Here is a 24,539-nt window from a genome sequence, read left to right as displayed (position 1 = left end):
TGGTTCATTCGTGTCCTTTTCTTTTTCGATGACTTTCTATCCATTTTCCCCTGAATTTTCAATCACATGTTTAAGGATGGATAATTTGTTATCCCAGAATTGATCGTAAAAAGAAAGCCATTGTTTCAATTCCGCTAAAGGTTCCGGCTGAAGCCGAAAGCGTTTCTCTCTTCCTACCTTCCGGCCACTGACCAATTCAGCTTCAGAAAGTATATGAAGATGCTTGGCAATTGCCGTACGGCTCATGGAAAAGTGAGAAGTGATTTCTGAAATGGGTAAATCCCCTTCAGCAAGCAATTGCAGGACCTTTCGGCGGGTTGGGTCGGCGATAGCCTGAAATACATCATGTTTTTCTGATGCAGACACTTAGCCCTCAACAGCCTTTTTAAGACCTTGATTAACGATCTGTTCCCAGCCATGATTCATTCTATCGCGAATCACTGAGCTTTTTTCGTTCGGTTTCGTAAGAATCGTATCAGGCTCTTTCCAGCCGCCATGAATAAGGGTGAACTCCGTTTTGCCATCCACTTCTTTTAAAAGGAAGGAAATGAACCAACCGTCCGTATCCCAACTGAATGAAAGGCGATGAGGAGCATCTAACTCCGTTACCTTACAAGGAGATGGGCCAAAGGGAGATTGCACATGGAACTCATGTCCCACTTTCGGTTGAAAATCATTTGGCATAAACCATGAAGCTATGCCCTCTGCAGTGGAAACTGTATCCCAAACTTTTTGGATAGGTGCTTCAAGAATAACCGTCTTCTTGATATCCTGTAATGTATTTTCCATACTGATTCTCCTTTGTAAGTGAAATTATGAAACCAATTGGTTTTGCTTTGTTGATTATATAAAACCTTTTGGTTTCATGTCAATAATTTGTTTCATGCGATTCCTTTTTATTCATTGCAGGAGGCTTAATTTCCCAACTCTTCGATTTGTTTTGCCAATCCCGTTATATTATCGATTGATTTCATTATCTCTGAATCTTCCAATGCCTTAGGATCAATTTGGCCCTTTTCAATATTATTCAGATATAATTCAATTCCATCTGACAGCTGTTGATTTGAGCTGACGATCTTCTCATGGATGCCTTCAGCGATTTGGGGTGGTTCAGTTGCATTGAATTCTTCAATCTCCGTTTTCATCAATTCCAGTTCTTTTTCAAGATTTGCTCTTGTTTCGGCATTCGTGATGGCGTCTTGTGACATGGCGGGAACCTCATTGGCAAAATCCTGAACGGTATTTACATACTCCGTCGCATCATCTGCATACTCCAATGATGAATTGACTTCTTCTAATGCTGAACATCCGCTTAATGTAAGGATGGACAGCAGAGCAATGGTCATTATTTTTTTCATATGTGCCTCCAATGTGATTTTTTTATAGTAAGGATCAGATGGGCAGAAATCTTTTTTTATAAATTGCTGCAATGGAATTGAGTATGAAGCTGGGAATCTTCTTCGGAAAAAACGACTTCGAATAGAATAGGTGAAAAGCACTTTTCAAGTCGTGCCACTGATTACAGGATTTCACTTGCTTAAACCTTGCAACGTCAATGATCTTCACCTTTTTTTCAGAAGTGATGAAGATGTTTCGTAAGTGGATATCCGAAGGGTTCAATCCCTCTTTCCTTGCCAATTGCAGCGCATGGTCTATCTCCGCAATGTTTTCTTCCGTTATTGGGATCCCCAATGTTAAACATTCAAAAAGAGTGTTGCCTTCAATGTGATCTATAACCAGGTAATTTACCCCCGCATCATATAGGGTTGGATAGTATTCAATGGATTGGACGGTTTTGTATATATCAGCTTCAACTTTAGCTGTGTGAGTATGATCCGGGAAAAAGACTTTTAGTGCTTTATTGGTGGAATGTATTCGGAAAACATATGCGCTTCGGCCTTTTCCGATCAGTGATAAAGATGGGTCGGCATCGAGCAATACATGCTTTTTATCATCGGAAATCTTAACGCTTTGAGCTAATTCATTATAGTTCTGCATACTTTTCACCTCTATTGTGCAATTTTTCGAATCAAAAAAGACGGTATAACCGATTATTGGTTATACCGTCTTAAATTAAAAGACCTCACCAAATAATCGGCAAGGTCTTGCAAACAACTAAAATCAGTTGCCAATAAAGCCGAGGATTCAATCCTGTACTGACGACTTTATTGTATAGCTACTCCCCTTAACAGAAGGATTCTTATAAGTTATATACAGTAATTATATAGGTCATTGCCTCGATTCGTCAAATATAAGGATCGTGTTCCTACCCTTTATATATATTCGATTTAGGCAGAAAGATGCTCGTCTCATTAGCATTAATTTGAGCGGCAAGTAATTATATCAATATACTTAATAGTCATCATTTGCTTGTCGCATAAGTTTCATTGCGAATGTTTCTATATAATTACTTAAATGTCTATTAGTTTACCATTGTGTTACAATCACTTTTATCTCCCTATAGATCTAAAGGAATATGTTATATTTTAGACGAATGAGCATATTTACCTATATTATCATACTGATTTTAACCGATATTTAAATAAATGTTAAAAATATAATTCTTTAGTAGGGAGAATGGGATGAAGAAATTAATTATACCAACTTTCTGTTTTGCAGTGTTGTCCACAGTTGCTTTCGAAGAAAAAATATCTGCAGCTCCACTACATGCCGAACAGGCCAATATTGAGGACGTCATGTTTGTGCAGGTGAATTCCGGATCGCTCAATATGAGAAAAACCGGGGCGGAAGGTGCCAGCATAGTCGCAAAGCTGGCAAATGGCACACAGGTGACGGTGTATTCGGAATCCAAAGGCTGGGCGAAGATCAAGGCCAATGGAAAAGAAGGATATGTCAGTACCAAGTATTTATCGGCAACGAAGCCAGGGACTTTAACGAAAACAGCAATAACCATTAAAAAGACAACTAAATATGTGAATGTGAGCACAGGTTCACTTAATATGCGGAAAAGCGGGAGTGATAGTGCCAGCATAGTCGCAAAGCTGACAAGGGGTATACAGGTGACGGTGTATTCGGAATCCAAAGGCTGGGCGAAGGTCAAAGCCAATGGAAAAGAAGGATATGTCAGTACCAAGTATCTATCGGCAACGAAGCCTGGAGCGGTAAAAAAGGCTGCGGCGACCGTTAAAACGACAGTGAAATATGTGAATGTGAGCACAGGTTCACTTAATATGCGAAAAAGCGGGAGTGATAATGCCAGCATAGTCGCAAAGCTGACAAGAGGCACACAGGTAACGGTCTATTCGGAATCCAAAGGCTGGGCGAAAATCAAAGCCAATGGAAAGGATGGATATGTCAGCACGAAGTATCTATCGGCAACGAAGCCAGGAACAGTGACCAAAGCTGCGGCAACGGTTAAAACGACAACGAAATATGTGAATGTGAGCACGGGATCACTCAATATGCGAAAAAGTGGAAAAGCTACCGCAAGCATAGTTGCCATCCTTTCAAAAGGGACGAAAGTGACGGTGTACTCGGAATCCAATTGCTGGGCGAAAATCAAAGCCAATGGAAAGGATGGATATGTCAACACCAAATATCTGTCTGCTTCTAAGCCGGGCTCGGGATCAACGGCAGCCACGCCTGAAAAAACGACGACGAAATATGTAAACGTAAGCTCTGGAACGCTCAATATGAGAAAAAGCGGAAAAGCTACCGCAAGCATAGTTGCCATCCTTTCAAAAGGAACGAAAGTCACGGTGTATTCGGAATCCAATGGCTGGGCGAAAGTCAAAGCCAATGGAAAGGACGGATATGTCAGCACGAAATATCTATCTGCTACAAAGCCGGGATTGGGATCAACGGCAGTCACGCCAGAAAAAACGACGACGAAATATGTAAACGTGAGCTCTGGAACGCTTAATATGAGAAAAAGCGGATCGGAAAGCGCTAGCATAGTCGCAAAGCTGTCAAAAGGAACGAAAGTGACGGTGTATTCGGAATCCAAAGGCTGGACGAAGATCAAAGCCAATGGAAAGGACGGCCATGTCAGTACCAAATATCTATCGACAACAAAACCAGGAACGGGATCAACGGCAGTCACGCCAGAAAAAACGACGACGAAATATGTAAACGTAAGCTCTGGAACGCTCAATATGAGAAAAAGCGGGTCGGAAAGTGCGAGCATAGTCGCAAAGCTGTCAAAAGGAACGGAAGTGACGGTGTATTCGGAATCCAAAGGCTGGGCGAAAATCAAGGCAAATGGGAAGGATGGGTATGTCAGTACTGACTACCTCTCAACGGCAAAGCCTGGAACGGACTCCAAACCATCCATACCTGAAATAACGACAACCAAATATGTAAATGTCAGCTCGGGTTCACTGAATATGCGGAATAAGCCGTCGGATAGTGCTTCCGTCATTGTGAAATTGGCAAGGGGTGTAGAGGTAGAAGTCATCTCGGAATCAAATGGCTGGTCAAAAATTAAAGCGTATGGCGGAGAAGGTTATGTCAGTACGAAATATCTATCAGCAACGAAGCCAGGTTCTGTACCGGGACTGAATCCAGATGGAGAAGCAAACACATTAGTTAAATATGTAAATGTAAGTGATGGCTCGAGTCTGAATATGCGTTCAGCAGCATCGGCTTCCGCTTCAATTATAGCCAAGCTTGTAAATAATACGACCGTAACGGTGTATTCAGAGTCTAATGGCTGGTCAAGAGTCACGGCCAATGGAAAAACCGGATATGTCAGTACGCAATATTTAACGGCCAAAGCACCGGAAGGTCCGGGAAGCTCGAATGGATCGATAATCAGGATCGATAAAGAGTATAATCTAACGATGGAAAAGATGGTTGAAATTCAAATGGCCGTAAACGGTCAGACGGATAAGAAGTATAAAACCTACATACGCGAAGATGGATTAACTTTAATCAATTCAACAAAAGGTACCGTTAAAGGAACCGGATGGCGTGTCAGGGGCGGAGCTGGATCGAATTATTGGGCAGTCGGCCCTGTAAGCAATTATCAATCATTGACCATTAAATCAAAAGTAAGGGGCTCTGACGGATATTATTGGTATGAGGTGGACTATAACAAGACATGGGTAAATGCCAGTCCGGAAGATATAGAATATAATCTTAACCCAAATAATTTCGTGAATGATCCAGTCCATTCATTCCAATTCGTCAAGCTCTCCCAAGTCACCAACATGAACGTCTCTGAAGTGAATAATAGAATCCTTTCAGGCAAAGGGATACTACAAGGCAAAGCGGCAACCTTCACTGCAGCAGGGGAAAAATACGGGGTCAATGAAATCTACCTGATTTCACATGCTTTGCTGGAGACCGGGAATGGCACTTCTCCATTAGCGACTGGCGTAAAGGTGAACGGGAAAACGGTCTATAATATGTATGGAGTCGGGGCGTTTGACGGAACGGCGCTAAGCAGCGGCGCTCAATACGCCTATAATGCGGGCTGGTTCACCCCGGAAGCGGCCATCATAGGCGGTGCTGAATTCATCGCCAAAGGATATATCTCTGCTGGACAGGACACACTTTATAAAATGAGGTGGAATCCTACAGCTGCAGAGAAATATGGATATGCATCACACCAGTATGCGACTGATATTGGCTGGGCAACAAAACAAGTGAAACAGATTTATAATTTATATAGTTTATTAGATTCATATAAATTGACGATTGAGGTTCCTAAGTATAAATAAGGGAACAAAAAAACACATGAGTCCGGCTCATGTGTTTTTTTTTGGCTACTCAGTTTTATCCTTTTCCAGTATCCCCTTGACGACATCCTCGATCGTCACCACTCCCAACGCCTTTTCCAAGGCAAGTTCAGCAACGGAAAAGATGGGTTCTATTGTGTCTTGTATATTTCTTCCAACAGTGCATGCTGGATTAGGATTTTCATGAATTCCAAATAATTCTTTATCGGAGACAACGTTGACAGCGTGATAAACATCGAGCAATGTGATATCAGACAATTCCTTGGCCAATGTCGCTCCGGCGATACCCGGCCGAACATTCACTAAACCTGCATTCTTCAGCATGCCAGTGATTTTTCTGATTAAGGCTGGGTTGGTGTTTACACTTTTTGCAATAAAATCGGAAGTGTTAACGCCTTCTTTGTTTATTTCTAAAAGAGATAATATATGGATTCCTACGGAAAAGCGGGTACTGATGGACATCTCTTTTTTCTCTCCTTTAAATCTCTATTCCTATATAGTATAAATTATTTAACATGTAATTCAAGTGGTTACAAGTTATAATGACCTGCAAGAATAATATTTATCCATTAACCGTTTCCTTGTCAAGTCACGCCGTTGCTGCAAAGGCAAAAATAAAAAGTATGTGTAATTGACAAACAAGCATGGTGAAACTTATATTATAACGTGTAAATGAATCAGTTACAGGTGAAAGGTGCAGGAAGGGGGAACTGAAATCGGCCGCCATGGCTGGGTAAGGAATATCGACACAACTACAAGTGATGGAGGTATATGATGGCTAATAAAAAAAAGGGTAATCAAAAACAATCTTCTGCATTCACGTTTTGGATCATCGGGTTAATCGCTGTAATCATTATTGGCTTTATATTTTTAGCAAATGGGAAAAAAGACGAAGATACAGCCGTTAATGAAATCGATTATAAATCACAACCTTATTTGGGAGAAAAATCGGCTCCTGTCCAAATAGTGGAATTTGGGGATTATAAATGTCCGGTCTGTAAGACATTCGAGAAGCAATTCTTCCCTTCTATACAAAGTGAATTGATTGATACTGGAAAAGCGCAATTTTATTTCATGAATTATTCGTTCATTAACGTCGATTCAACCAGATCCGCTAAATTCGCGGAAAGTGTTTATCAGGAATTAGGCAATGAGACCTTTTGGGAATTTCATGAGCTTTTGTTCGATAAGCAGCCAGCTGACTTGAAATATGAAAAGGAAGATGTCTTTACGGACAAATTCTTAGAAGAAACATTGAAAGAAATCGCAAATGACAAAGATGTGAAAAAAGTCGTTACCTCGTTTAATGCCAAAAAGTCCGAGGACCAATGGAACAAGGATATGGAGTTGGCCGACGAATTGGGCGTTACTGGAACACCTTCCTTATTTGTCAATGGCAAGAAGTTTGAAGGAAATACAATCGATGATTTAGTGAAAATGGTTGATGATGCAGCGAAGGAGAAATAGTGATGAACAAGCCTCTATTATTTTCTTGGATCCTGTCCATCATCGCCACTGCCGGAAGTCTCTACTTTAGTGAGATTCTCCATTATGTACCCTGCACCTTTTGTTGGTACCAAAGGATCCTGATGTACCCGCTCGTTATCTTATTGGGCCGGGCCTTTTATGAACAGGACCTGAAAATCTATCGATACATCTTCCCATTATCGATTTTGGGCATGGCGGTGTCAGGGTATCACTATAGTCTGCAAAAAATTCCAGCACTACAGCATTTCGAAATGTGCCAAAGCGGTGTTCCCTGCTCAGGTGAGTATATAAATTGGCTAGGATTCATCACGATCCCGTTTTTGTCATTCATCGCCTTTACGCTCATCACAATCTGCATGGCACTGCTAATGAAAAAGAAAATCAGCATGTAATGAAGCGCACCATTCTAAAAGGAATGGTGCGTTTTTATATCGGATGAAAATATCGACGAAAATCAGGATATATCATCAAAACTCGGACTATATCGACGAAAAACAGCAACATATCAGCGGAAAATCAGGATATATCTTCGGAAATTGTAATATATCATCAAAACTCGGACTATATCGACGAAAATTAGCAATATATCATCGAAACCTGGAATATATCCACGAAACTGCGGATATATCTCCGAAAATTGCAATATATCAGCGAAAATCGGACTATATCGACGAAAAACAGCAACATATCATCGAAACCTGGATTATATCTCCGAAACTGCTGATATATCGACGAAAATCGGCAATATATCAGCGAAAATCGAATTATATCTCCGAAACAACTCTAAAAAATAAAGTTGACAAAATGTTAACCTGTAACTTATATTATTACATGTAATTAATTTAGTTACAATTAATGTTTCAAAAACAATATATAGGAGGAATGTAAAATGAAAATCGGTATTATTGGTGCGAGCGGAAAAGCTGGAAGTCTGATTTTAAAGGAAGCATTTACTAGGGGACATGAAGTTACAGCCATTGTCAGGGATGAAGCTAAAGTCCAAATTCAAGGAGCTTCCGTATTGGAAAAAGACATATTCGATCTGAAAGCAGAGGATATTAAAGAATTCGATGTTGTAGTGAATGCATTTGGCGCTGCTCCGGGGAAAGAACATCTGCATGTGGACGCAGGAAAAATCTTGATTGAAGCAATGAAAGGCGCTCCACAAACGAAACTGATTGTTGTTGGCGGAGCTGGAAGCCTTTTTGTTGACGAAGCAAAAACGATTCGTGTCCTTGATACGCCTGAGTTTCCTAAAGAATACTTTGCAACAGCGTTTAATCAATCCAAGAACCTTGAAGATCTGCAAAACGCCACTGACATACAATGGACCTTCATCAGCCCTTCCGCCTTCTTTGATCCGCAAGGAAATAGAACAGGCGGGTATAAACTGGGTAAAGACAACCTTCTTGTAAACTCAAAGGGCGAAAGCTATGTAAGTTATGCCGATTTTGCCCTTGCAGTACTTGATGAAATTGAAAATCCGCAGCACATCAACCAGCGCTTTACCGTTGTTGCCGAAGCTGAATAATTTAGTGACGTCTCTCCTCTGGGGTGACGTCTTTTTTTTCGATAGTAACTTCTGAAATCGGCGCATACTCGCCAAGGAAGCCGTTGATGTATATTTCACGCTGATGAGGATCAAAGAGCTGACGGTGGGCACCGATAGGGAAGAAGCCAAGCGGAAATTTGAAGCGGGTGAGATGATCAATAATTGATAAGTATTTAGATCTATGAGCTGTAAGTAAGAATATAAGGCCTTTTCCTTAAAAATCGGGGAAAGGCCTTAAATATTTTGGTTGCGTTTACAAATGAAGGAATTTTTTCTGTTAATATATTTACAAAAAGAGAGTCTATGTTACTATAAAAAGGATGATTCAGAAAAATTTGGGTTGTTTTGTTGATTTATCCTAATATGAAGGAGTTACAAAGAATGAAAAAAGTTAAAAAGGCCATTATACCTGCAGCGGGATTGGGAACCAGATTCTTGCCCGCAACGAAGGCCATGCCTAAAGAAATGCTGCCAATAGTCGATAAACCAACTATACAATATATTATAGAAGAAGCCGTGAAAGCGGGAATTGAAGATATAATCATTGTCACAGGAAAGAACAAACGAGCGATAGAGGATCATTTTGATAATGCGTACGAACTAGAGAATAACTTAAGTGAAAAAGGGAAATTCGATTTATTGGAGAAGGTGCGATACCCATCGAATTTGGCTAATATCCATTACATTAGGCAAAAAGAACCGAGAGGCCTCGGACATGCTGTTTGGTGTGCACGTAACTTTATTGGTGATGAGCCATTTGCCGTCCTTTTAGGCGATGATATCGTGGAAAGCGATGTGCCCTCCCTGCGTCAATTGATCAACGAATATGATGCGACAGGTTCATCCATCATTGGTGTGCAGCCGGTGAATGAGAGCGAAACACATAGATATGGCATCATCGACCCGCTTACGCAAGAGGGCAGGAGATACGAAGTGAACCGTTTCGTCGAAAAACCAAAACAAGGAACGGCACCATCCAACTTAGCCATAATGGGAAGATACATACTGACTCCGGAAATATTCGATTTCCTGGCCAAGCAGGAAACAGGGGCTGGCGGTGAAATCCAGTTAACGGATGCCATCCAAAAACTGAATGAAATCCAAAGTGTCTTCGCTTATGATTTTGAAGGGAAACGCTATGATGTCGGAGTTGTCGATGGTTTTGTGAAAACGACAATTGAATTTGCCCTGCAACGTCCCGAATTAAGAGACGACATTTTAAAAGTAATGGAAAATATCCTCGAAATGCACAAGGCAGTGGAAAAGTGATCTTTTAATTTAATAGAGTAATTAGTTTAGAAAAAATCTCCAACTATTGATCATTCATAGTTGTTATTTTTGGTTACTGAAATGCAAACATAATTTTGAATGGTGAATATAAATCCATAAAAGGGGATGCCTATTTAGTGAATAAGAAGGTAATAAAAAGAAAAGTCGATTTCCTTAAACAGCCTATCGTTAATTTCCTATTAAAGGAAAATCATCAGCGTGTAAATAGATATGCAAAGTATTATGAGAAATTAAGCATTCAAAAAAACACCATTCTATATGAGAGCCGTGATGGAAACAGTATGACCGACAGTCCATACGCGATGTTTAAATATATGCTGGAAAATCAGGACTATCAAGATTTTGTACACATTTGGTCCATCCAGGATTTCAGTGTCCTCTCAGGTGTAATGGCGAAGTATAAGGATATGCCGAATGTTCAATTTGTTCAACGTAATTCAAAGGAATATTTAAAGTGGTTGGCGACAAGTGAGTATTTAATCAATAATTCCACATTCCAGTCTTTCTTCATCCCTAAAAGCGATCAGATTTACATCAATACCTGGCATGGAACGCCCCTTAAGAATATGGGCTTTGATATACCCGGTAACCCTTCGGTCTCTCAAAACGTGGTCAGGAACTTCTTGAGTGCAGATTTCATTTTGAGCCCTAATGCCCATACTACCAACATATTTACACATAGCTATAAGTTAAATGGATTGTATAAAGGTGAAATAATAGAAGAAGGATATCCGAGGATCGATTTGACGCTGAATACTAATCCGGGGGAGTATAAGGATTATTTAAGGACCCTGGGTTTGAAAATCAGTGATGCTAAGGAAAATATTTTATATGCCCCGACTTGGAAGGGGACGAACCTGGCCAAGGTGGATAATGATCTTCTTCAAATCATTGCTGATATTCATTATTTACAAAGTCAAATCGGTGAACAATATAACTTATTAATTAAGGTGCATCCATTTCTATATAAAGAAGCGGCCAAGCATTCGGAAATCAAGGATCGGCTAATACCAGACCATGTGGATACAAATGAATTGCTTGCTGCAGTCGATTTGCTTATCACGGATTATTCCAGCATTTTCTTTGATTACCTTGTTACCGATAAGCCCATTCTATTTTACACTTGGGATACGGACGTTTATGCAGAGCAAAGGGGACAATATCTCCAAAATGACGAACTTCCGGGACCCATGCTTTTTAACTCAAAAGAATTGGCGCTAGCCATTAAAGATATTAAAGATGTGAAATTGAGATATTCCGATAAATATAAAAAAATGCAGGAAAAGTTCACGAACCATGAAGATGGAAAAGTGACAGAGAGAATAGTCAAAAATATATTCAATAAGTCTACGAAACAACTAAACACCATTACCGGGCTGGATTCCGCAAAGGAAAAAATATTAATTTATCCGGGCGGTTTGAGGGATAACGGGATTACATCCTCTTTCCTTAACTTAATGAATAATATTGATTATGATAAATATGATGTCAGCTGTTTTACGGCCACTCCTCACTCATACGAGGTTTTGAAAAATATGGGCAAGGTTAATAAGAATGTGCGTTTTCTATTCAAACCTGGCTTGCCTGTTTATAACATATTGGAAGTCTATAAAGATAAATTCATCCATAACAGAGGGGAAAGAGGTTTCTTAGGGAAGAAGCTTTACCCGGAAAATGCCTATATTAGAGAGCATGCACGTTTATTCGGCAAAACAAAGTTTGATTTTGTTATCGATTTTAGCGGTTATAGCCATTATTGGGCTAAATATCTGCTGGCGGCGGATGCAAAAAAGAAAGTTTGTTATATGCATAATGATTTGCTTTCTGATAGTGAACGCATCATTAACGGAAAGAGACCGCACCGGATTAATCTAAGGGGGATTTTTTCGGTATACAATCGATTTGATAAATTGGTAAGCGTGTCTGAGGGAACGATGGAATTAAACCGAAAGAATCTATTGGAGTATGCAGACTTCGATAAATTTGATTATGTAATGAATTCCATCAACCCGGATAAAATCCTTCAAATCGAGTCAAATGAGCCTGAAGGTAGTGAAAATGATGAAAAGGCGATGATCACAGAAAACTTCAAAGCGAGGGCGATATTAAAGGATGTCAAGGATCATCCTGTTTGGAATACCCTTCCGGGAATTTCAAATGCCGCTCAATTTCCATTGGAAGAACGATTTGAAGGTGCTGAAATCGTGATTTCGAGGAAAACCCATGCTGATCAAAAGACTTTTTATAAATTCAGTCATGACAATCAAATAATAGGCTGGATTAGTGAAGAAGCTGTGGAGTTGCTGCCAGACAGCATCATTTATGAAAAAGAAGTGGATAAAATAGCAAGGTTAGTAAGACCTCGATCGAACTATATTTGGTCCTTGCCGTATAAAGTTGAAGGAACGTACAAAGTTTCCGGCAGTCATGATTTTAAAGGGATCATTGTAAAAGTCGATAGGGAAGCAAAAACCCAGCATTCGATTTATAGCAGAATATCAGTAAAAGACAAGACCATAGGCTGGATAGATAATTCGGCTTTATCCGTGCTTGAACATTGTACAATCAATGAAGACATGAGCTATAATGACAAGCTGCAAATCATGATGAAAAGAAAATATATAATATCGAGAAACTATAAAAACAATAAAAAGTTCATCGATAAGATCGAGAATAGAACGCTGAAGGAAATAAACACCGGTAATCAGAAGTACGGTAAAATAACCAACCCGGAAGATCATACAATCTGGACGAAGGCATATCCGAACTACAAGGCTAAAAGAGTGAGCAAGGCAATCGATTTTGAAGGGCAAATCGTCAGAATCATCAAGTATAATAGAACCAACAAAGGCGGCTATTACCTTTTCGAGATAGACAATAAGATAATAGGCTGGCTAAATACTGGAGCATTTGAAATGATAGAAGAGCCAATGGTGTTAAAGGAACGGGAAGTGCGCGGCAATGCCGAAATTAAATTAGGCGATTATCATATATGGGATAAGCCTTATGGGCTGCAAGATGCCATGGTCTTGGAAAATGGGCCAACCTTTAATGGCCGGATCGTTGAATTCGATAAAGAAGCGGTTACTCAACTTGGTACGTATGCCCATATATCATTGGATGGGGTATCTATAGGCTGGATCGATAAACAGGCGTTAATCGTACAAGTGGTCCATGGGTTGGAAGTGAATGATCAATTCGTTCCATATCCTGATAAAAATGATTTTAACTTTGTCAATATGGGAAGGTTATCCCCTGAAAAAGGGCAAGATAATTTGATTCGTGCATTCGCAGGCTTTCATGGGAAACACAAAAATAGTAAACTGTATATTTTAGGACAAGGACCTTTAAAGGAAGATTTGCAGGCAATCATTGATGAGCTGGACTTAAATCATTCCATTCATCTTTTGGGTCAGCTTGAAAATCCATTTTCGTTCATGGAAAAATGTGACTGCTTCGTTCTTTCCTCACATTATGAAGGCCAGCCTATGGTATTATTGGAGGCAATGACCTTAGGAATGAAAATCATGGCTACTGATATAGTGGCTAACCGGACCGTTTTGGAAAACGGTAAATATGGTTTGCTTGTCGAAAATAGCATAGATGGACTGGAAAAGGGCTTATCTACCATGGTTAGTGATGATAATCCTGAACTAGCGAAGTTTGATTACACCCAATATAATGGATTGGCCATGGAAACCTTCAATAAATGCTTATAAAACGAGGGAGGTCCTTATAATTAGTCCTCCCATTAATGACATATGCGAGATTTAAAGATTCATTCAAGCTTAAAGTAAAAGGGGTAATACTATATGATTTTGGTCGTTGGCGGTGCAGGATATATTGGAAGTCATCTTGTAAAAGAGTTAGTGAAAACTGAAGAGGTTGTCATTCTGGATAATCTCTCAACTGGATTTCGTTCGCTGGTTGATTCGAAGGCCACCTTGGTGGAAGGGAATTTAGGGGACGAAGCGGTCTTGAATGAAATTTTCCTTAAGTATCCGATTAAAGCGGTCATGCACTTTGCCGCTAATAGCTTGGTCGGGGAGTCTGTTCAAGATCCTTATAAATACTATGATAATAATGTAGGTGCAACTCTTACATTATTGAATACCATGCTTAAGCATGATGTTAAGAATTTCATTTTTTCATCAACGGCAGCTACGTACGGGATACCAAATGTGGATATGATTGATGAAGATCAGCCAACGAATCCGATTAACCCATATGGCCGCTCTAAATTGATGGTGGAACAGATCGTAGGGGACTTTGCAAAGGCATATGGACTTCATTATGTCGTCTTGCGTTATTTCAATGCGGCCGGAGCACATGCGTCAGCAGAAATCGGTGAAAGCCATGATCCGGAAACACACCTGATTCCAATCATTTTACAGCATTTATTAGGTCAACGTGAGAAGATTTCCGTGTTTGGTACGGACTATGACACAGAAGATGGCACATGCATTCGTGATTATATCCATGTAACGGATCTAGCCCAAGCTCATATAATCGCGCTTCAAGCCCTATTAACCGGGAAGAAGGATACGGCCATCTACAACCTTGGGAATGGAAAAGGATTTTCGGTTAAGGATGTAATCGACACTTGCGAAAAAGTCACAGGAGTTAAACCGACAGTTGAGTATGCAGACCGTCGCCCTGGAGATCCAGCCCGCCTGGTTGCTTCGGCCGACAAGATATATGAAGAACTCGGTTGGAAGGCATCGATAAATTTGGAAGAAATCATTGAAAGTGCGTGGAAATGGCATAAATCTCAAATGAATTAATGGTCCCTTGGGACTCGGTAGTCATTTCGGACTGTAGACAAACTCGAAGAAAAAAAACGAGTTTGCCTGCAGTTTTTTTATTTGAAGAATGTTCCAGCTGCTTTCAGAAACCCGCCCCCTTTCCGCCAACTGTCTGAAAGCCCCAAGCGCCTGCTGTGTCGGGTCTTGGCTAGCTAGTAATACGGCAGTTTTCATTCTAACCTTGAAGAGCTTTCCGGATTGATTTTTTCAGGGCTTTTACAAAATTTTGACGTGTTTCTTCGGTTAATTCCAATAGGGAAAGGTACGGATTTAAATCTTCCAGCTCTACTAATAAAAGTTCACCATGCTCATTCCGACAGGCATCTACTCGTTGGATGCCCCAATCAAGATTGTTCCAATCAATAAATCGTTTAGCAAAAGCCAGGTCTGCTTCAGTAGGGACATATTCTTTTAATTCCCATCTTTTCTCTTTATCAGGCGCATAAAGGGCGTATTGAAACTCCTTATCGATAAAATAAAAAGAGACTTCATACTCAAAGTTGATAAATGGCTGTACCAATGTGTTCTTTGATTTTGCATCCATTTTATTTCCCAATTCTTCTTTCGCGGCAAATTCCAAACCGATGGAATCCGCGCCATCTTTAGGCTTCACTATATACGTTTCCACATTGGGAAGTTTATGTAAAGATTCAATTGTATCGATGGTCGGAATGACAGGGAATTGGGCATTCGTCAGTTCAATTAAGTATACCTTCCCGTTCATATCAGCCTTTCCAACAAATGAGTTGTATGTTTTCAAATGGCCAGCAGCCACTCTATTACGGAATGCTAGATACTTGTCTTTAAAATTGGCTACTGGACCGGCATTTCGAAAGACGATCAAGTCAAAATCCTTTTCAAACGTTTCAATGTCTTCAGGATGGCAAAGCACTAACTGAAAATCCTCCCTAAGCTTCGAGGTAAGAAACAAATCCTCCTCATAATAATTTCTTCCTTTTGCCTCATAGTATAAATCCGTTACGAATAATAGTGTCTGCATGACTCCTGCACCCGCTTTCCCGATATTTTCATTGATTGGTTTACATACAAAAAATCCCGTCTCATTAAGAGACGAGATTTGAACTCGCGGCACCACTCTTGTTTAATAATTAAACACACATCCCACTTAACGGGGGGAAACCGGTAAAGCTTACTGAAGCTTCGGCTTTACTTCTCGGGGATGATATTCGGTCAGATTCAGGAAACTGGCTTTCAGCAAAGCACCAGCTCTCTTTGGAACAGAACGATGACGTACTCCTTCCCTTCATGGAATTTTACGTTTGATGAATTTGAGTAATTGTATAATAGTCAGAAAATAAAATCAATGGTTGTTTCACTTACTATAGGACGAAAAGGGAATATGGATAGAGATATAGAATTACTATTCAAGTGAAGCACCATCATTTAATTAGGAGATGTTAGATTTGAAAACGGTAAGGGTTTTTCATTACGATGCGTTCAGCAGTAAACCGAATAAAGGAAATCCGGCAGGTGTGGTTTTAGAAGCGGATGGACTGACCGAAAAGGAAATGCAGGATATAGCGATGAAGGTGGGGTTCAATGAAACCTCTTTTCCGATGGAATCCGATATTGCCGATCTTAGGATCCGTTATTTTACACCGGGACACGAAATGAATCTTTGCGGACACGCGACAATGGCTACTATCCATGCACTGAAGACCAGGGGATTATTGGATAAAGATGAGCTGATGATTGAAACAGGAGCGGGAATATTGCCAATCAAGATCCATGCGACGGCGGGGCCAGATATATATATTACGATGAAGCAGGCCGCGACGGAGTTTGAAGCGTTTAACGGAGATAAAGCTGGCTTAGCCAGTTCTTTCGGCCTTGATATAGAAGATCTGGAAAGTGAATTACCTATTGTTTATGGAAGTACAGGTTTATGGACTTTACTGGTTCCGGTAAAGGAAAGAAGTTCATTTAAAAGGATGAAGGCCAACAATAGCCTGTTTCCGCAATTATTAAAGGAAATGCCAAGAGCTTCCGTTCATCCCTTTTGCCTGGAAACGTACGATAATGATGCCCATATGCATGCCCGGCATTTTTCCTCGCCCTTTTCAGGTACGCTTGAAGACCCGGTTACAGGAACGGCTTCAGGTGTAATGGGCGCTTATTATGCAAAATACATAAAGGGTGATCTTGAAGATGAGGTGCATCTGTTAATCGAACAGGGGCATGAAATCGGAAAGGATGGCAGAGTTCGCGTTACAGCTACCAAGAACGATGGCACATACGATATTGAAATCACCGGGAATGCTGTCTACGTTAAAGAATTTGAAGTGGAAGTCTAAAGACATAATGAGATACAATTCTGAAAAAGTATATTGAAAAAAAACTGTGCTAAGACGTTACGTGTCTTAGCACAGGCATCGTGTAAATCAGAAACACGGGGTGGAAGCGACAATCGCTGTCCTTTAGATGAGGGTCACGCCGCTAAGATCAACCTTTGCTCCATGTAAAAAGTTGTAAGTGAGTTTATCCATCGAAGCTCCTGTAAAGTCGATTTTCTTTAAATCGGACATCCGAAATTGAACATTGATGAGGGTGGTATCGCGGAATGATGCCTTTCTCAATGAAGAGCCTTCGAAAATGGTTTGTTTGAAAGTTTCCCCATCGAATATAAGTCCTGATAAATTACAGCTTTTAAAATGGGTTTTATTATAAATGCTGTTCTTGAAAGTTACGCCTTTTAAATTGGCACTTTTAAATAAGGTGCCAGTTAAATTGGTGTTTTCAAAGATGCAATGATCTAAGTTACTGTTTTTAAATGTGCTGTTCGTCAGGTCGGAATGGCTGAAGTCAGAACGGCTTAAATCGCAGGAATTGAACTTCCCATCATGGACCGAAACCGAGCGGAAGTCGGAATCCAACAAGCGATGCCTGGAATAGTCCATGTTTATCGCCTGCTCAAGCACATTATATTGTAGGTTGAGGGATTCCATGAGCTCTGATACCTCCCCAATCGAATCAACAGTCAGCTTAAATGCTTCCTGTTCACTGGCACCATTCCTTCTATGGTCATTGTATTTTTCCAGTAAGTTTTGCAGCAGTTCTTCTTCCAATTCCGTTGCTGTTTTTGCACTTTTGTACGGAGCAAAAATGCTATGAGCATGTGCATTCAGTTTTTCAATCACATTTCATCTTCCCTTCTTAGAGAAGGCGCTCAAGTATTCGCTTGGCCTGCTCCCAGTCATTTTTATTTTGGATATATGTGTTTTCCCCGATTGGGGTGATTTTGTAATATTTCCTTCTTCCGCCTTGTGTGGCATCTCCCCAATAAGAGATGATGCATCCATCCTTTTCCAGACGTTTTAGGCTGGAATACATCGTCGCTTCCTTAATTTCATATTGCTCATTGGAATTCGTATATATCAGTTTGCTGATTTCATAACCATATTTATCGCCACTTTGCAGGAGTTTTAGAATCATCGTATCTACATGTCCGCGAAGCAAGTCAGAGGATAATTGTCGTTGAACCAAATCCTCACCTCCTTTGGTATATCTTATAGTATGTTACTATGACAGTCAAGGTAGTTTGGTTACTATGGATATTACAGATTTGGAGGGTTTATGAAAAGAAACATGCCAATTTTCGTGAATCACTGCATCGCATACTTTTTAATTGTACTAATTTTCCATCCGCTTTGAAGGGATTTATGATGTTTCATGGAAGAAGTATGTAAGGGGGTGGGCATGTTGAATAATTCGTGGAATAAAGTGATTTATAAATTTTGGTCGCCCGTTTATGACAAAATCTTCAACTCTCATCTCTTTTTAGATGCCAGGAAAAGAATGTTTGAAGAGCTGGATTTTCATGATCATGCAAAGGTCCTGTTTGTGGGCGTAGGTACGGGGGCCGATTTGGAGTTGATCAAAAACCTTGACCTTGAGATAACGGCAATAGACCTGTCAGCGGATATGTTAAAAAAAGCGATGGGGAAATTTGATGATGCATCGATCAATTTCCTCGAGATGGATGCACAGCATATGGAATTCACTAATGAATCGTTTGACTATGTGGTGGGAAGTTTGGTTCTTTCCGTCGTACCTGATGCCAATGAATGTCTTCGGGAAATGATCAGGGTTGTAAAAGGCGAGGGGAAAATAATACTATTCGATAAGTTTATTTCTAAAGATGAACGGCTTTCAGTGCCCAAAAAGCTTCTGAGGCCAATCATTCGATTTTTAGGAACGGATATTGGCTTGAGGTTTGAAGACCTGTTCAGTGGACATGGGGATATTATGGAAATTGAAGAAGATCGGCCGATCATGCTGAATGGAATGTATAGAAAGATAATCATCAGTAAACGGTTATGAGGACATCAGGATACCAGATAGAGCTGAGTTTTGTTTTTTGAAGCTAAACCGGATACGCTGTAAAGAGCATGTAATATTTGACATGCATGTATAAAACCCATGTCTTCACTAACATGGTTAATGAGCTGATCATCGGGTTATTGAGTAAGAACGGATCCATACCATCAGAAGGCAGTTTACATGCATCATTGATACCTTTAAATTCCAGTGAACATTATATAAACAACAAGGTCCAATGGTGTCTGAACGTCATATGTAACGAATTTTTTATGCGGCTGTTACAGAGGCACCGGGCGAAATCAGTATAATTAAATCGTGGGATACAAGGAAAGAGGTGATGGTTTTGTCGGAGACGATTACAACCTATGAAGATCTATTGAACATGCTGGACTCATTATTGCGTGAACCAACTGGATTCTGGAATGGTTTTTATGAAGACCGCTCAAGAGGGGTTCCCTTTTTCGAAAATTTCCCTGATGAGAATTTGGTTTCATATTTTGATGGTGGGTTAATTGGGCCAGGGAAGGTTCTTGAGCTTGGATGCGGACCTGGAAGAAATGCCATTTACCTTGCTCAAAAGGGCTGTTCCGTTGATGCGGTGGACCTTTCGAAGGAAGCCGTTGAATGGGGAAAAGAACGGGCAGGAGATAAAAATGTCCAAGTGAACTTCATTCAAGGGAATATATTTGATTTGGATATTGCAAAAGGACAATATGACTTCGTATATGATTCAGGTTGTTTTCACCATATTGCTCCACATCGAAGGATGAATTATTTGGAGATGGTGAAAAAGGCGTTAAGGCCTAAGGGGTTGTATTCGATCACTTGTTTTGTCGAAGGCGGCATATTGGGTGGTTCCGATATTTCAGATTGGGAAGTATATAGGCAAAGAAGCCTTAAAGGCGGTTTAGGTTTTACTGAAGAAAAACTCAGAATGATCTTCAAGGAATTCGAAGTGGTGGAAATACGGAAAATGAGGAAAATGGAACAATCGGATGAAACCTTTGGGGTGCAAGGTTTATGGACGGCTTTATTTATGAAATGAGAAGGAGAAATGGTTTTAAACCGAAGGATCTGGGATCAGGTCCTTTTTTGCGTGGAAATTGTTAACAAAAAATAAAAATGGTAAACTATAACAACAATATAAAGTTTTGGAACGGGTTTTTACCAGAATGATAGATGAAGGCTTTTGCTGATCTTTTTTTTTAAAACATGGTTTCAAAAACAGCTGGGAAGGTATATGGAAAGAGGGAGCCATCAGGAATCAGAGAGCTTAAGGTTTTAAGTATGGAAGAGGTTGTCTTCGATGCTTGCTTTGTTGATAAATTAGATTTATCGATTGCTTTTTATAAAAACTAAATAGGAGGAGTTTATGCACGTAAATAAAGAATTATATGCCTTTTTATTGGGTGTGGCAGCACAATTGACTGAGGATTGGTACGCATCCTTGAATAAAAGTGATAGTACGGGTGTATATAGCTCAACCGATCCCAAAGTGATTAAAAAACTTAAGCAGCAAAATAATGAATTCCATTTACGTTTCTTTCAAGTCTTTGATACAGAGGAGAGGGAATTCTTTAAGCAGCTTGGTGATTGGATTGAAGCGATCGGTCAGGATGAGCAGCATTTAAACACACCCATCTATTTTATATTGAGGGAGTTTTTCCGAACGCAAGAGCAATACCTGGATTATATTGACCGGTTTGTGAAATTGCATGGAGATCAATATACACAGGAGGAAATAAACTCCTGGTATCGGATAGTGGTGAAGGTGTTCAGTGAAGTGATGGAGAGGTTTACGGAAGCGAATCATAGGTATGCCAATAAAATCATGAAAGCCCAACAGGCAACGATCGATGAATTGAGCACACCCATCATTTCCCTTAAAGATAACACGGCATTGCTTCCCCTGATAGGCGATATTGACACGACGAGGGGCATGTCCTTGCTTGAAAACACCTTACAAAAGTGCGCTGAAAAAAATGTCACCAGACTTTTCATTGACCTATCCGGCGTTCATTCAATAGATAGCGGATCCGCACACCAGCTGTCTCAATTGATTGAATCCTTGCATTTGATCGGAATTCAAACAACCCTTTCAGGACTTCGGCCGGAAATAGCCATGACTGCCGTTAAGCTTCAACTTCCTTTTGATAAAGTGACGATAAAGTCCACTCTTGCCCAAGCGATCAGTACGATAAAATAATACATACATACCCTGGGCTCGGGCATGTTCGTTATAAATTTCATCGAGAAGACCTCCATATGGCGGTCTTCTCGTATGTATTAGCCTTCAAAAGGAGCAAAAGCCGGAACCTGCCGGATTATTCAATATTGGCAAAGACGGCTAGATCTTCTTTATTGCCAACCACTAAAAGCATATCTTTTTCATGGATATCCTGATCCGGTGACGGTGCTATGATAATTTCTCCATTACTCACGATGGCAATGACGCTGATATTATATTTTGCCCGTAAATCAAGCTCCCTGAGGCTTTTTCCCTTCATGCTCATGGGGAGGATGATTTCCTCGATAGTGTATTCTTTAGAAAGCTCGATATAGTTCAGCATGTTAGGGGAAAGGAGCTGGTTCGCGACCCTTTCCCCCATATCCCTCTCAGGGTAGATGACCCAGTCGGCACCGACTTTTGTCAGCACCTGACCGTGATTTTTATTAAGTGCCTTGGCAATGACCTTTTTGATCCCAAGCTCTTTTAAAAGCAAGGTAGTTAAAATGCTCGATTGCATGTCATTTCCGATGGCTACGATGACACAATCGAAATTACGGATTCCGATTGCTTTCAATGTCTCTTCTTCGGTCGTATCCGCCATGATTGCATGGGTAACGTTCAGTTCCGCATTCTCGACTCTTTCCTCGTTCACATCAATACCCAAAACCTCTTGGCCTGCCGTATATAATCTATGGGCCACACTGGTTCCAAATCTGCCTAAACCTATCACGGCATATTGTCTTTTTCCCATCTTTTACGCTCCTTCATGCATTATTAACCAATCATGATTTTCCCTTTTGGACGTCGGAACGGATCTGGCTTGCGCCTCATGGCGATAGCAAAGGCAAAAGTCAAAGGACCAACACGTCCTGCAAACATCGTGAAAATGATGAGCATCCGGCCAACCGGTGATAATTCCGGAGTCAAACCCATTGAAAGTCCCACGGTGGCGAAAGCTGAAGTGGCTTCAAACAAAATCATCAAAAAGTCAGATCCGCTTTCAGTGATGGTCAGCAGAATGGAGATGGTGGAAACCACGAATACACCAATGAATGTGACGGATAATGCTTTAAAAATCGTTTCACTCACGATGCGGTGTCGGAACAAGACCACATCACCCTTACCTTTAATCTGTGACCAAACCGTTCCGGCAATCGTCGCCAATGTCGTCGTTTTAATCCCGCCGCCAGTCGATCCGGGTGATGCCCCAACGAACATCAAGAAAATGATGAGCAGTAATGCAGGCTGAGTTAAATCAGGGATATTCAGCGTGTTGGAGCCTGCCGTCCGTGGTGATACCGATTGAAATAAAGAAGACAGTATTTTACCCATGAAAGATAAAGGCTGCAATGTCTTGGCATTGCCGTACTCGAATAAAAAGATTAAAATCGCGCCGGCAATCGTAAGGGTCACGCTAGTCGTCAGAACGATCTTCGTATGTACGGATAAACGATGTGTATTCCGATATTCGTATAGTTCATTCATCACGATAAAGCCTATCCCGCCAAACGTGATGAGGAAGGCAACGGTAAGGGTTACGAATGGATCCGATACATAAGGGGTCAAACTCCTGAATTCCCCCATTAAATCAAAGCCGGCATTATTGAAATTCGAGACGGAATGAAAAACACCGTAATAGATCGCCTTGCCGGTTGGCATGTCAAAAGAAAAGCGAATCGATAAGATAAGGGCACCCATGCCTTCAATGATGGCCGTGAAAATTAACAGCCATTTCACTAATCTGACTACACCCGCCATGGATAGATTATTTAACGACTCCTGCAGAACTAACCTGCCTTTTAAAGAAATCTTTTTGCCTAATAATAAAAAGAAAAACGTCGCAAATGTCATGAACCCTAGGCCGCCTACCTGAATCAGTGTTAAGATGACCAACTCACCAAAAGTGGTGAAGGTCGATCCCGTATCCACAACGACCAGTCCTGTTACACATGTAGCGGAAGTCGAGGTGAATAAAGCATCCAGAAAAGAAAGACCATGGCCATCTTCTGTGGAAACCGGCAGGGTCAATAAATAGGCCCCAAAAAGTATCAGGATGGCAAAGCCAAGTACAAGTATTTTTGGCGGATCTAACAAATTTTTTGCTTTTATCAAATTGATCATCCCTGCCTATAAAAATGAAATGTGTAAAACTGTATGAATATCTTAACCATCAATCCTCATTCCGAATCTTTTTAAAAGGCATAATAAAAAGACCTGCGAAAACATCGAATAGCTTATTGCCACAAAAAGCGTGCAAAAAAGGCTCCCGAAATAGGCGGTCTTATGACCTCCTTCGCTTTAGCCGACGAAGTTAGCTGACGGGTAGGATGGCGAAAGAGCTGATCTCATCCCTTCTGCAAGGCAGAATTAACCCCAAATGATTGGGTCCTCCGTACTCATTTATAATGAGTTTTGGCCGAAATGCATTAAATTGATAAACGTATTCTACTCCCATCATTTAGCAGTTGTAAACCCCTAAATCGTAAAAAAATATTTCTTTAACAAAACTGAAAATTTACGTTTTATTTACATTCAGAAAACGTATTGACAAATATTAGTTAGCACATTATGATAGGTTCGATTAATCCAATTAAGATAACCGGCATCGATCTACTTTATTCAATAATTTCAAGCAGAACATGCTATTGCCATTCGAAATTTGTAATAGATAAATTATGTTTCTTTTGTAAAAGATAAAGGAAAAAGCAGTACATTATTAGTTAAATTCAATACATTTTATTAAAAAGGCGGGCAATTATGGAGAAGACGTTCAATAGATATGTTATTAATGCTACAGGCAAGGGTGGCCAAACATATTTAACACAATGCCAGGATAAAGATGCACTAAGGAAATGGATAGCCGATCATGAGGATCAAATCATCATGAATGAATTAAGGATAACGGATAAGAAAAAGAATCCGTTTTTAAAACTGTTTTCCCCAAGGTAAATCAACTGATTCCAACATTCATAGCGGTATTCAATTATTGTAATTCCCTGTGTTCTATCCAGGAACGGTGAGCGAAAAATCCATATCTTGTTTTGCTTTTAAACTCATTATATTTAATGAGTTTTTTTGCGTTATTTACAGTTTTGAAACAATAATGTTAAAATTTAGTAATGTTTAATGTG

The 24,539-nt window shown here is 40.3% G+C and carries 22 protein-coding genes, 1 riboswitch and 1 other annotated feature; of the genes, 12 read left to right on the top strand and 10 right to left on the bottom strand.

The genetic code is table 11. The features are described from left to right. Window positions 1-36: 36 nt before the first annotated feature. The 4 genes from NYE65_RS09205 to NYE65_RS09190 form a co-directional block, all read right to left on the bottom strand. Complete coding sequence (locus NYE65_RS09205) at window positions 37-366, bottom strand: ArsR/SmtB family transcription factor (protein WP_340860689.1); 330 nt, start codon at window positions 364-366, stop codon at window positions 37-39. Then, window positions 367-795, bottom strand: coding sequence for an SRPBCC family protein (locus NYE65_RS09200; RefSeq protein WP_095391274.1), 429 nt, complete (start codon window positions 793-795; stop codon window positions 367-369). Window positions 796-914: 119 nt separating this feature from the next. Further along, the gene (locus NYE65_RS09195; RefSeq protein WP_054399099.1) at window positions 915-1,358 is read right to left on the bottom strand and encodes a DUF6376 family protein; all 444 of its coding nucleotides are present in this window, start codon (window positions 1,356-1,358) and stop codon (window positions 915-917) included. A 34-nt stretch (window positions 1,359-1,392) separates the two neighbouring features. Beyond that, window positions 1,393-1,998 (bottom strand): protein kinase family protein, encoded by a 606-nt coding sequence (locus NYE65_RS09190; protein ID WP_063574906.1) that lies wholly within the window; start codon window positions 1,996-1,998, stop codon window positions 1,393-1,395. 584 nt (window positions 1,999-2,582) lie between these two features. Between NYE65_RS09190 and NYE65_RS09185 the strand changes: the two genes are divergently transcribed. Further along, window positions 2,583-5,684 (top strand): SH3 domain-containing protein, encoded by a 3,102-nt coding sequence (locus tag NYE65_RS09185; protein ID WP_340860683.1) that lies wholly within the window; start codon window positions 2,583-2,585, stop codon window positions 5,682-5,684. 45 nt (window positions 5,685-5,729) lie between these two features. On the opposite strand, the gene NYE65_RS09180 is transcribed toward NYE65_RS09185, so the two are convergent. Then, on the bottom strand, window positions 5,730-6,164 hold the full coding sequence (locus NYE65_RS09180) for an Rrf2 family transcriptional regulator (RefSeq protein ID WP_048690112.1): 435 nt from the start codon (window positions 6,162-6,164) through the stop codon (window positions 5,730-5,732). Between the two features lie 312 nt (window positions 6,165-6,476). Between NYE65_RS09180 and NYE65_RS09175 the strand changes: the two genes are divergently transcribed. The 6 genes from NYE65_RS09175 (at window position 6,477) to galE (ending at window position 14,816) form a co-directional block, all read left to right on the top strand. Then, window positions 6,477-7,169, top strand: a complete 693-nt coding sequence (locus NYE65_RS09175; RefSeq protein ID WP_328175629.1) for a DsbA family protein — start codon at window positions 6,477-6,479, stop codon at window positions 7,167-7,169. A 2-nt stretch (window positions 7,170-7,171) separates the two neighbouring features. Next, entirely contained in the window at window positions 7,172-7,582 is a 411-nt protein-coding gene (locus NYE65_RS09170) for a disulfide oxidoreductase (protein WP_328175628.1), read from the top strand. Window positions 7,583-8,079: 497 nt separating this feature from the next. Further along, a complete protein-coding gene (locus NYE65_RS09165) occupies window positions 8,080-8,721 on the top strand; it encodes an NAD(P)-dependent oxidoreductase (RefSeq protein ID WP_340860678.1) in 642 nt (213 codons plus the stop codon). A 402-nt stretch (window positions 8,722-9,123) separates the two neighbouring features. Next, window positions 9,124-10,011, top strand: coding sequence for a UTP--glucose-1-phosphate uridylyltransferase GalU (galU, locus tag NYE65_RS09160; RefSeq protein WP_328175626.1), 888 nt, complete (start codon window positions 9,124-9,126; stop codon window positions 10,009-10,011). A gap of 137 nt (window positions 10,012-10,148) precedes the next feature. Next, the gene (locus NYE65_RS09155; protein ID WP_340860676.1) at window positions 10,149-13,751 is read left to right on the top strand and encodes a CDP-glycerol glycerophosphotransferase family protein; all 3,603 of its coding nucleotides are present in this window, start codon (window positions 10,149-10,151) and stop codon (window positions 13,749-13,751) included. Between the two features lie 93 nt (window positions 13,752-13,844). Beyond that, entirely contained in the window at window positions 13,845-14,816 is a 972-nt protein-coding gene (gene galE / locus NYE65_RS09150) for a UDP-glucose 4-epimerase GalE (RefSeq protein WP_328175624.1), read from the top strand. Between the two features lie 196 nt (window positions 14,817-15,012). On the opposite strand, the gene NYE65_RS09145 is transcribed toward galE, so the two are convergent. Further along, window positions 15,013-15,837, bottom strand: a complete 825-nt coding sequence (locus NYE65_RS09145; protein ID WP_340860675.1) for a hypothetical protein — start codon at window positions 15,835-15,837, stop codon at window positions 15,013-15,015. A 64-nt stretch (window positions 15,838-15,901) separates the two neighbouring features. Further along, window positions 15,902-16,114, bottom strand: a binding site (T-box leader). A gap of 147 nt (window positions 16,115-16,261) precedes the next feature. Here NYE65_RS09145 and NYE65_RS09140 point away from each other — a divergent pair. Continuing rightward, window positions 16,262-17,152 (top strand): PhzF family phenazine biosynthesis protein, encoded by an 891-nt coding sequence (locus tag NYE65_RS09140; protein ID WP_340860673.1) that lies wholly within the window; start codon window positions 16,262-16,264, stop codon window positions 17,150-17,152. A gap of 123 nt (window positions 17,153-17,275) precedes the next feature. Here NYE65_RS09140 and NYE65_RS09135 read toward each other — a convergent pair whose 3' ends face one another. Both NYE65_RS09135 and NYE65_RS09130 read right to left on the bottom strand, forming a co-directional pair. Then, window positions 17,276-17,995: a pentapeptide repeat-containing protein gene (locus NYE65_RS09135; protein WP_340860671.1), complete on the bottom strand. Its 720-nt coding sequence runs from the start codon at window positions 17,993-17,995 to the stop codon at window positions 17,276-17,278. A gap of 16 nt (window positions 17,996-18,011) precedes the next feature. Then, on the bottom strand, window positions 18,012-18,290 hold the full coding sequence (locus NYE65_RS09130; RefSeq protein ID WP_222620182.1) for a PadR family transcriptional regulator: 279 nt from the start codon (window positions 18,288-18,290) through the stop codon (window positions 18,012-18,014). A gap of 267 nt (window positions 18,291-18,557) precedes the next feature. Between NYE65_RS09130 and NYE65_RS09125 the strand changes: the two genes are divergently transcribed. From NYE65_RS09125 to NYE65_RS09115, 3 genes are all read left to right on the top strand, one after another. Beyond that, a complete protein-coding gene (locus NYE65_RS09125; protein WP_057279199.1) occupies window positions 18,558-19,178 on the top strand; it encodes a class I SAM-dependent methyltransferase in 621 nt (206 codons plus the stop codon). A 343-nt stretch (window positions 19,179-19,521) separates the two neighbouring features. Continuing rightward, window positions 19,522-20,223 carry a class I SAM-dependent methyltransferase gene (locus NYE65_RS09120; protein WP_340860666.1) on the top strand — a complete coding sequence of 234 codons (702 nt, stop codon included), beginning with the start codon at window positions 19,522-19,524 and terminating at the stop codon, window positions 20,221-20,223. A gap of 327 nt (window positions 20,224-20,550) precedes the next feature. Next, window positions 20,551-21,384 carry an STAS domain-containing protein gene (locus tag NYE65_RS09115; RefSeq protein WP_034310790.1) on the top strand — a complete coding sequence of 278 codons (834 nt, stop codon included), beginning with the start codon at window positions 20,551-20,553 and terminating at the stop codon, window positions 21,382-21,384. A gap of 118 nt (window positions 21,385-21,502) precedes the next feature. On the opposite strand, the gene NYE65_RS09110 is transcribed toward NYE65_RS09115, so the two are convergent. After that, a complete protein-coding gene (locus NYE65_RS09110; RefSeq protein ID WP_340860664.1) occupies window positions 21,503-22,159 on the bottom strand; it encodes a potassium channel family protein in 657 nt (218 codons plus the stop codon). 23 nt (window positions 22,160-22,182) lie between these two features. Then, on the bottom strand, window positions 22,183-23,520 hold the full coding sequence (locus tag NYE65_RS09105; RefSeq protein WP_445670412.1) for a TrkH family potassium uptake protein: 1,338 nt from the start codon (window positions 23,518-23,520) through the stop codon (window positions 22,183-22,185). Between the two features lie 173 nt (window positions 23,521-23,693). After that, window positions 23,694-23,836, bottom strand: a riboswitch (cyclic di-AMP (ydaO/yuaA leader). Window positions 23,837-24,165: 329 nt separating this feature from the next. On the opposite strand from NYE65_RS09105, the gene NYE65_RS09100 reads away from it, so the two are divergent. Next, on the top strand, window positions 24,166-24,357 hold the full coding sequence (locus NYE65_RS09100; protein ID WP_034310797.1) for a hypothetical protein: 192 nt from the start codon (window positions 24,166-24,168) through the stop codon (window positions 24,355-24,357). Window positions 24,358-24,539 lie beyond the last annotated feature (182 nt).

Origin of the sequence: Peribacillus sp. FSL R5-0717 (assembly GCF_038002945.1) — a bacterium.
GTDB classification, from domain to species: domain Bacteria; phylum Bacillota; class Bacilli; order Bacillales; family DSM-1321; genus Peribacillus; species Peribacillus frigoritolerans.
Note: the sequence above shows the minus strand (reverse complement) of the source record. Positions and strands in the feature narration are given on the sequence as shown.

Bases quoted from the DNA above. Each gene is read 5' to 3' on its own strand.
- NYE65_RS09100 (WP_034310797.1), top strand. From the start codon at position 24,166: ATGGAGAAGACGTTCAATAGATATGTTATTAATGCTACAGGCAAGGGT.
- NYE65_RS09165 (WP_340860678.1), top strand. From the start codon at position 8,080: ATGAAAATCGGTATTATTGGTGCGAGCGGAAAAGCTGGAAGTCTGATT.
- galE (WP_328175624.1), top strand. From the start codon at position 13,845: ATGATTTTGGTCGTTGGCGGTGCAGGATATATTGGAAGTCATCTTGTA.
- NYE65_RS09130 (WP_222620182.1), bottom strand. From the start codon at position 18,290: ATGATTCTAAAACTCCTGCAAAGTGGCGATAAATATGGTTATGAAATC.
- NYE65_RS09145 (WP_340860675.1), bottom strand. From the start codon at position 15,837: ATGCAGACACTATTATTCGTAACGGATTTATACTATGAGGCAAAAGGA.
- NYE65_RS09180 (WP_048690112.1), bottom strand. From the start codon at position 6,164: ATGTCCATCAGTACCCGCTTTTCCGTAGGAATCCATATATTATCTCTT.
- NYE65_RS09195 (WP_054399099.1), bottom strand. From the start codon at position 1,358: ATGAAAAAAATAATGACCATTGCTCTGCTGTCCATCCTTACATTAAGC.
- NYE65_RS09170 (WP_328175628.1), top strand. From the start codon at position 7,172: ATGAACAAGCCTCTATTATTTTCTTGGATCCTGTCCATCATCGCCACT.
- NYE65_RS09190 (WP_063574906.1), bottom strand. From the start codon at position 1,998: ATGCAGAACTATAATGAATTAGCTCAAAGCGTTAAGATTTCCGATGAT.
- NYE65_RS09115 (WP_034310790.1), top strand. From the start codon at position 20,551: ATGCACGTAAATAAAGAATTATATGCCTTTTTATTGGGTGTGGCAGCA.
- NYE65_RS09185 (WP_340860683.1), top strand. From the start codon at position 2,583: ATGAAGAAATTAATTATACCAACTTTCTGTTTTGCAGTGTTGTCCACA.
- galU (WP_328175626.1), top strand. From the start codon at position 9,124: ATGAAAAAAGTTAAAAAGGCCATTATACCTGCAGCGGGATTGGGAACC.
- NYE65_RS09175 (WP_328175629.1), top strand. From the start codon at position 6,477: ATGGCTAATAAAAAAAAGGGTAATCAAAAACAATCTTCTGCATTCACG.
- NYE65_RS09110 (WP_340860664.1), bottom strand. From the start codon at position 22,159: ATGGGAAAAAGACAATATGCCGTGATAGGTTTAGGCAGATTTGGAACC.